6 protein-coding genes are annotated in these 6,796 nt (G+C 66.3%); 3 read left to right on the top strand and 3 right to left on the bottom strand.

The features are described from left to right. From D7V88_RS37350 to D7V88_RS44870, 3 genes are all read left to right on the top strand, one after another. Positions 1 to 238, top strand: a 238-nt coding sequence (locus D7V88_RS37350) for a hypothetical protein (RefSeq protein ID WP_147449033.1), incomplete at its 5' end; no start/stop codon positions are given. Positions 239 to 606: 368 nt separating this feature from the next. Next, the gene (locus D7V88_RS37345; protein ID WP_244238602.1) at positions 607 to 1,164 is read left to right on the top strand and encodes a hypothetical protein; all 558 of its coding nucleotides are present in this window, start codon (positions 607 to 609) and stop codon (positions 1,162 to 1,164) included. Between the two features lie 519 nt (positions 1,165 to 1,683). Next, positions 1,684 to 2,157, top strand: a complete 474-nt coding sequence (locus tag D7V88_RS44870; protein WP_244238601.1) for a hypothetical protein — start codon at positions 1,684 to 1,686, stop codon at positions 2,155 to 2,157. A 63-nt stretch (positions 2,158 to 2,220) separates the two neighbouring features. On the opposite strand, the gene D7V88_RS37335 is transcribed toward D7V88_RS44870, so the two are convergent. The 3 genes from D7V88_RS37335 to D7V88_RS37325 form a co-directional block, all read right to left on the bottom strand. Next, positions 2,221 to 4,194, bottom strand: coding sequence for a right-handed parallel beta-helix repeat-containing protein (locus D7V88_RS37335; RefSeq protein WP_147449032.1), 1,974 nt, complete (start codon positions 4,192 to 4,194; stop codon positions 2,221 to 2,223). A gap of 218 nt (positions 4,195 to 4,412) precedes the next feature. Then, positions 4,413 to 5,159, bottom strand: coding sequence for a phytanoyl-CoA dioxygenase family protein (locus D7V88_RS37330; protein WP_120545336.1), 747 nt, complete (start codon positions 5,157 to 5,159; stop codon positions 4,413 to 4,415). 56 nt (positions 5,160 to 5,215) lie between these two features. Beyond that, a partial coding sequence (locus tag D7V88_RS37325; RefSeq protein ID WP_120545335.1) for an acyl-CoA dehydrogenase family protein occupies positions 5,216 to 6,796 on the bottom strand: 1,581 nt, incomplete at its 5' end.

Raw genomic sequence — 6,796 nt, 5'->3', positions numbered from 1 at the left:
GGTGAAGGTGGGGGGGATGTTGATCTGCCGGCAGATGCCTCCGACGGCGAAGGGGATCTGCTTCATCTCGCTGGAGGACGAGACGGGGATCGCGAACCTGGTGGTGCCTTCGGACGTGTATGCGCAGTGCCGCAAGGAGATCCACGGCGCGCTGTTCCTCGTGGGGGAGGGGATGCTGGAGCGCTCGGGGAAGGTGACGAACGTGAAGACGCGCAGCGTGGTGTCGGTGCGTCAATGAAGCGCTGGATCAAGGCGCTACATCTGCACGTCTGTTCCCGTGACTGGCTTGTGGGGCCCGGTGTGAAACGTCAGGGATACCCACGAGGGCATGGAAGAACCCGTATTGCTGGGGATATAGGTTGCGTCTGTCCGGGTTGTAGTAGCGTGGATCAGAACGGGAGGGTTCTCCAAGTGCGCAACAGTCTTCGGTGGTTGGGGTCGCTGCTCGATCGCGTGGGCCTCAAGGAAGCAGTGGAAGAGGCGAGCGATTGGGTGCGGTACTACGCGCAGGGGAAGCCGCCCGCGAGTGAGCCGCGTCCGACCCGTGTTTCCCGTCCCATGCATTCCGATCCGCCGCGTGCATCCATGCACGAGGTGATCGCGTCCATGCGGAACGCCATGCCCGAGCGGCAGGTGGACGGGACGGTGGTGGAGATTCCGTTCGAGGGCCGGATGGAGCTGGTGCCCTCGGCCCTGCGCAAGCGGGCGCCCAAGGCGAAGAAGGCTCCGGCGAAGAAGGCCGCCGCCAAGAAGGCTCCGGCGAAGAAGGCCGCCGCCAAGAAGGCTCCCGCGAAGAAGGCCGCCGCCAAGAAGGCTCCCGCGAGGAAGTCCGCGGCGCAGCCGGCGAGCGAGGACGCGGTGTCGGTGCTGGAGACGGCGCTGCGAGGCCACGCGCGCCAGAAGGACCTGGTCTCCGCCGGCAAGGAGAAGGACCAGCTCCTGCGTTCGCTGATCCCCCTGTACCTGGCGCGGTCGCTGGACGTGGAGATCACGTCGGGCACCACGTCGCGCTTCTGGAGCGGGCTGGGCGTGACGTACGCCGCGCCGAACGCCGCCAAGGCGCTGCGCCTGCACGCCGGCTACGCGCAGGACACCAAGAAGGGCAAGGCCATCACGGCCAAGGGCGTCCGGTACGTGGAAGACGCGCTGAGCGGTCAGGGCTGAAGAGGCAGTACCGCGTCTCCATGAGTCTCGTTCAGGCGCGGCATGCCTCACGCCGCCGCGGGACTGCTCGTGGGGACGCTGGTCGCTTGTGCTGGAGCGAAACGCTACGACCTGAACGAGGAGCTGCGCCGACGCGAGGGCAGCTCCTTTCTGGCGGTAGCGCCGGGTCCGTGGCCGGAGGTTCCCGTTGTCATCGAAGATGGGCCTCGCGTTCCCGATGATCTGGTGCTCAGCACGTTGTCTTCGCTCATGGGGCTGCCTGGAGCCGCAGATGCTTGCGAGCCACTGACAGGCCGTCCCAGGGCGGATGCCACCAAGTATTGCGTCGCGCTCTATCGAACGCCGGAGAACTGGCGGTGTTCAGGTGGATGGGCCGCGAATCCGGTTGGACCTTCCAGGCAACGTGTCGTCCCGCTTCATCCACTGTTCTCCGTCGCAGCGGAGTGATGCCGGAATGTTCGCCTGCGCTGGACTGGTAGCTCCCTGGGCCTTGGCGGTCATCCGCTCCGGAGCGTTTCGATGATGCTTCACCCGATTCTTGTGCTGGCGACGCTTCTTGCGGACGCAGGGACACCGGCGGCACCTCAAGTCGTATCGAAGCCAGACGCTGGGGTTCCTTCCCTGACCCGTCCTGCGGCCGTGCTGGATGCCGGGACAGGCATCAAGAGCGCGGCATCGGCAGGCTTTGAATGGCCGGAAGATGTGCAGCCCATGGCGACCCTGGATGGTCCCGCCATTCTTGCCTCCTACGCTGCCCTTCAGGATGTCGTGAGCCGCTTCCCAAAGTCCCGTCGAGGGGAATGCATCTTCACGGCCCGCGCTCTGGACGTGGTCGTAGGCAAGGGGAAGGGCGTCTACATCGTTCGCGTGAATCGTCGAGTCGACCACTGCGAGGGGATTGGCCCCGGGGGCAACTTCGAGTTCGATTGGTTCGAACTCTATGCCGTTTCCCCCGAGGGAAAGATCATCGAGCGGTATCAATACTCACCCTGAAGCTCCCGGTATCGGGCCCGCTTTCTTTCGTGGGTGACGCTCATTCCGCAAGCGTCGGATGCCTCAGTTGGCGAAGCACTGGGTGCCGGGCACCGTCGGTGACGGTGTGGACGCGAGATCCAGACAGTATCCCTCGTTGTAGGCGACGTTGCAGTTGGGCTCGGCTCCGGTGCCGTTGTTGGAGAAGGCATTCGGATAGCTGGCCCAGACCGGGCAGCCATAGTCGCTGCAATACGTGTGGATACCGTTGTAACAGGAGCCCAGCGTGGACTGCTTTCCCGGGGCCCCCGAGATGTCGATGCCATGTCCGAAGTGGCGGATTGTGTTCCCGTAGATCCAACTGTTGATCGTGTTGGACACCGAGACGCCAGGGAGGCCCGCGTCCGGCGCGACCTGCGCCCCCTGGGCATCAATGGTGTTGAAGCCGACGAAGCCCCAGTTGACCCGGTACAGCGAGATGCCCGTCACGTTCTTGTAGAAGCGGTTGTCCCGGATGTAGACGTGGTCGATGAAGCCACGCAGCGGATCCGTCTGGGCGAAGACGGGCTGGGCGGCGTCGAACATGTGCTGCCGCAGGTCGAGCACGTCCTGGAAGCCATTGATGATTTCGCTGCCTCCGAACTCGTTGGGATTGTAGCCCGTCAGCCTGCGCGTGGTGCAGTCCTCCATGTACGCGTACTGACTGCCGTCGGTCAGGAAGCCCAACTGGAAGCCCGACACGAAGTTCTCCGTGTAGGTCGTGGACTGCGTATAGGGCAGATGGCCGTCGGTGCTCATTCCAAAGAAGTTCGCCGCGCCCGTGGCATGCCGGATCGCGACGTTCTTGGAGACGTCCGTGTGTCCGCCCACGATGTTGACCGCCACCTTCACGTCACAAATGGAGTTGTGGTGGACCTGCGACCGCGCATTGGGATTGCCCAGGAATTCGAACGGCTCGACCGCGCAGTAGTGAGGCGTTCCCCATGCCGTGGTCTCCTCGACGCCGACACAGTAGGTATCCAGGGGGCGGGGCAGCGGCGCTCCACCGTCTGGGTTGGGGATGAACCTGTCGGCATCCGTGAATGCGACCGGGGCAGGGCAACCCGCGCTGGTGCCATCGGCATTGCACGCGCTGGGGCGGCAGGCCGCCGCATCCTTGCTGAGCATCATGCTCTTCTCGAAGGTGTTGTTGGGACACTTCGCGGTCGTCTTCGGGGTCAACGTCAGCTTCAGCCCCGGGACCGTCTGACAGAGGGGGTCTTCCTTGCGGTAGACCGTGTTGAAGCCATACGCGATGCCCCAGCCCAGATGGGCGATCTTCAGATGGTGCAGGCTGACGGGCGCTCCCGTGACATTCCGGGAGGGATTGACGCGAACACCCGCCGTGACGAGCCGGTCGGGCGTGAGGAATGGCCACGGCCCCGCCGCCAGCGTGGGTTCGTGCCCATCCAGGTCGAGGATGGAGTTGAGGGTATGTCCCCTGGCCGGACAGGCCTGCCCCCGCGAGTAGCTGGTCTGCGTGGTCCCCACCAGGGTCAGGTAGGAGACGCTGGCATCCGCCAGTTGCTGTGACGCGGGCAGGTTGGCTTCGGTGTCCGACACCAGGACCAGGGCCGCCAGGCTGATGGCGTCCTTCACGTGGGTGACGTTGATGACGGTGGGGCTCGTGTTGTAGTCCTGGGAGCCCTCCAGGTGGATTCCTCCTGGCACATGGAGGCCCACGCCTTCCTGGTGGTAGGGCCAGTCCGCGGGAAGTTTGGTCGCATTCGTGATGGTGATGACGCCCGGATCGAGCACGACCTTCGGGTGGCCGGACTGCTTCGCCCAATCCATGGCTTTCTGGTACCAGATGGACCGGGGGCCCGTGGCCGCGTTGACCCCCGTGTTGTCGTCACCACAGGTCACCGTGGCGTCTCCGCGACAGACCTCTCCCAGACTTCCGGTCGCGCAGAACGAACGCTGGAACGTCCCGGTGCCGTTGTAGACCCGCGCGCACATCACGCCAGGCAGGTTGTTGGGATTGTTGGAGTCACCCGGGTTGCCAGGGTTGTTCGGCACCTCGGGTTCCTCCATCTGGACCACGACGCGCCCATCGCTCCCTCCATCGGATGAGGAGGGCGTCGGATTCTGACAACCCGAGGCGAAGGACAGGGTCAGGAATGCGAAGAGCAAGGCATTCCTTCGAGAGCTGCCGGAAAAGGCAGGCGCAACGAAAGGGAAGGTCATTCGCGGGCACTTACGACAAACGACAGGCAAAATCCATGTCTGGATTGGTGTTAGCCTTGCGATGCCGAACGTGTTCCGGGGATGGCCGGGTTGTCTGTCTTCCTGTATGTGGCCACCACCGAATACTTCGTGTCCACCGTATGGTTCCGGCTCGCCGCATGGAACAGCCGCGCATGGAAGAGCAGCACGTCCCCCGGGGACAGCCGCACGTACTGCGCATCCGCGATGAGCGCCGCGTTCTCCGGCAGCTCCGGCCGCAAGAACAGGCGCTCGTCGTAGCGCTCCGGAGCGAAGGGCATCCGGTGCGTCCCGGGCAAAACCTTCAGGCCGCCGTTCTCCGGCGTCTCCATTCCCAATGCCAACCACGTGGAGATCAACTCCGAACGCGCGAAGGACCAGTAGCGCACGTCCTGGTGCCAGCCCGTGTCCGACGAATAGCGTGGCTGCTTGGTCATGATGCAGTTGTGGTGCGCCCGCGCCTGCACCACCGGACCCTCCAACAACTGTCCCAGGGCCTCCAGCATCCGCGCGTCGTCGAACCACGCGGCGAAGAGGGGAGAGCGCTCGTGCGCGCGCAGCAGCCGGCGCACCGTCCGACCCCCTTCCTCCTCCAGGCTGGCCGGGGAGCCCGGGTAGGCCACGTCGGCCTCGTACTCCACCGGGCCCTCACCGGAGGCGAGCTGCTCCTGGATGGAGGCCCGCATCCGGGCGCACGTCCCGCCCTCCACGAAGGACGGCAGGACGAGATACCCATCGGCGGCGAAGTGCTGGCACTGCTCGGGACTCAGGACGGACATGGCGCCCGCTTCTTAATGGGGGCGCCGTCCGAGTGCACCTGTCCCGAATCCCGCCCTCACCCCAGCAGCCGCGAGTCATCCAGGTCGATCTCATCCTGGATGAGGTCCACGCCGTTCTGCCGGAACCGCCGCGCCGCCGCGCGCGTGCGCGGGCCGTGCCCATGGTCCAGGCACCACTGCGCGTGCTCGCTCAGGAGCGCCAATTCCAGCGTGCGCCCCAGCGTCAGCGAGAACCGCCGCGCCCCGGCCTCCATCGTCGTCGGGTTCGCCATCGCGCTGGAGACCCAGACCCGCGCGTGCTCCAGCGCGTCGTGCGCCGTCTTCACGCAGGGGCGCAGGCCCACGTCCGTCACCTTCGACAGCCGGCCCTCCACCTCGTGGAAGTACGCCTCCAGCGTGCCTTCCTTCGCCAGCGCGCGCAGCGCGTCCAGCGACAGCACGTTCGTCGTGCCCTCCCAGATGGACAGCACCTGCGCGTCCGCCTGGATGCGCGGCAGGCCCGTGTCCTCCACGTAGCCCGCGCCGCCGAAGGACTCCGTCACCTCCGACGTCACGTGCACCACCTGCCGGCCCGTCGTCAGCTTCGCCAGCGGCGTCACCAGCCGCTGCAACAGTTGCTCCTGCTCCGTCGCCGTGCGCGTCTCCAGCTTGCCCAACAGCTCCACGCCCCGGAACGCCAGCAGGAAGCCCGCCTGGAACTCCGCCTCCAGCCCCGCGAGCGTGTCCACGTGCAGCGGCTTCTCCGACAGCGGCGCGCCGAACTGCACCCGGCGCTTCGCATAATCGTGCGCCAGCGCCAGCGCGCGCCGCATGCTCCACGTCGCGCCCATCGCGTTCCAGGTGCGCGTCACGTTCAGCATCATCGCCATGTTGCGGATGCCGTCCGTCAGCCCCGCCACCGGCGTCGCGAGGGTCCCCTCCAGCGTCAGCTCCGCCGTGGGCACCTTGCGCGTCCCCATCTTGTCCTTCAGCCGGTTGATCTGGATGTGATTGAGCTTGCCGGCCGCGTCCCGCGTCTCCACGAAGAAGAGCGCCAGGCCCTTGCCGCCGGGGCCGTTTCCCTGGGGCCTCGCCAGCGTCAGCGCCATCTGCGCCGTCGTCGCGGACGTGAACCACTTCGTCCCGTACAGCCGCCAGCCCTCGGGGGACTGGCGCGCCTCGGTCAGCGTCAGGCCCACGTCCGAGCCGCCCGTGCGCTCCGTCATCCACTGGCCCGACGTCCAGAACGTCGCCGGGTCGCGCGACGTCAGGTGGGGCAGGGCGTGGTCGATGAGCTGCTGGTTGCCCAGCGACAGCAGCGACCGCGCTGCGCCGTCCGTCATCGCCAGCGGACACGAATAGACATCCAGCGACGGCTGCACCAGGTAGTTGAGCGCGAACTGGTGCACCCGGCTGAGCGCGCCGCTCTTCTGCTCGTAGGCCACCGCCACCAGGCCCTTGCGCGCCGTCAGCGCCTCCGCCTCCTTCCACAGGGGGGACACCTCGATGTGGTCGATGCGCTGGCCCCAGGGGTTCCACTGCGTCAGCACGGGCTCGTTCAGCCGGTCGCGGAGCTGGAACTCGTAGAAGTGCTTGCCGCCCAGCTCTCCCAGCTCGCGGAAGTCGTCGGTGATCGAACGACGAAGGTCCTCCGGCAG

This window comes from Corallococcus terminator (assembly GCF_003611635.1).
Taxonomy (GTDB): domain Bacteria; phylum Myxococcota; class Myxococcia; order Myxococcales; family Myxococcaceae; genus Corallococcus; species Corallococcus terminator.
Note: the sequence above shows the minus strand (reverse complement) of the source record. Positions and strands in the feature narration are given on the sequence as shown.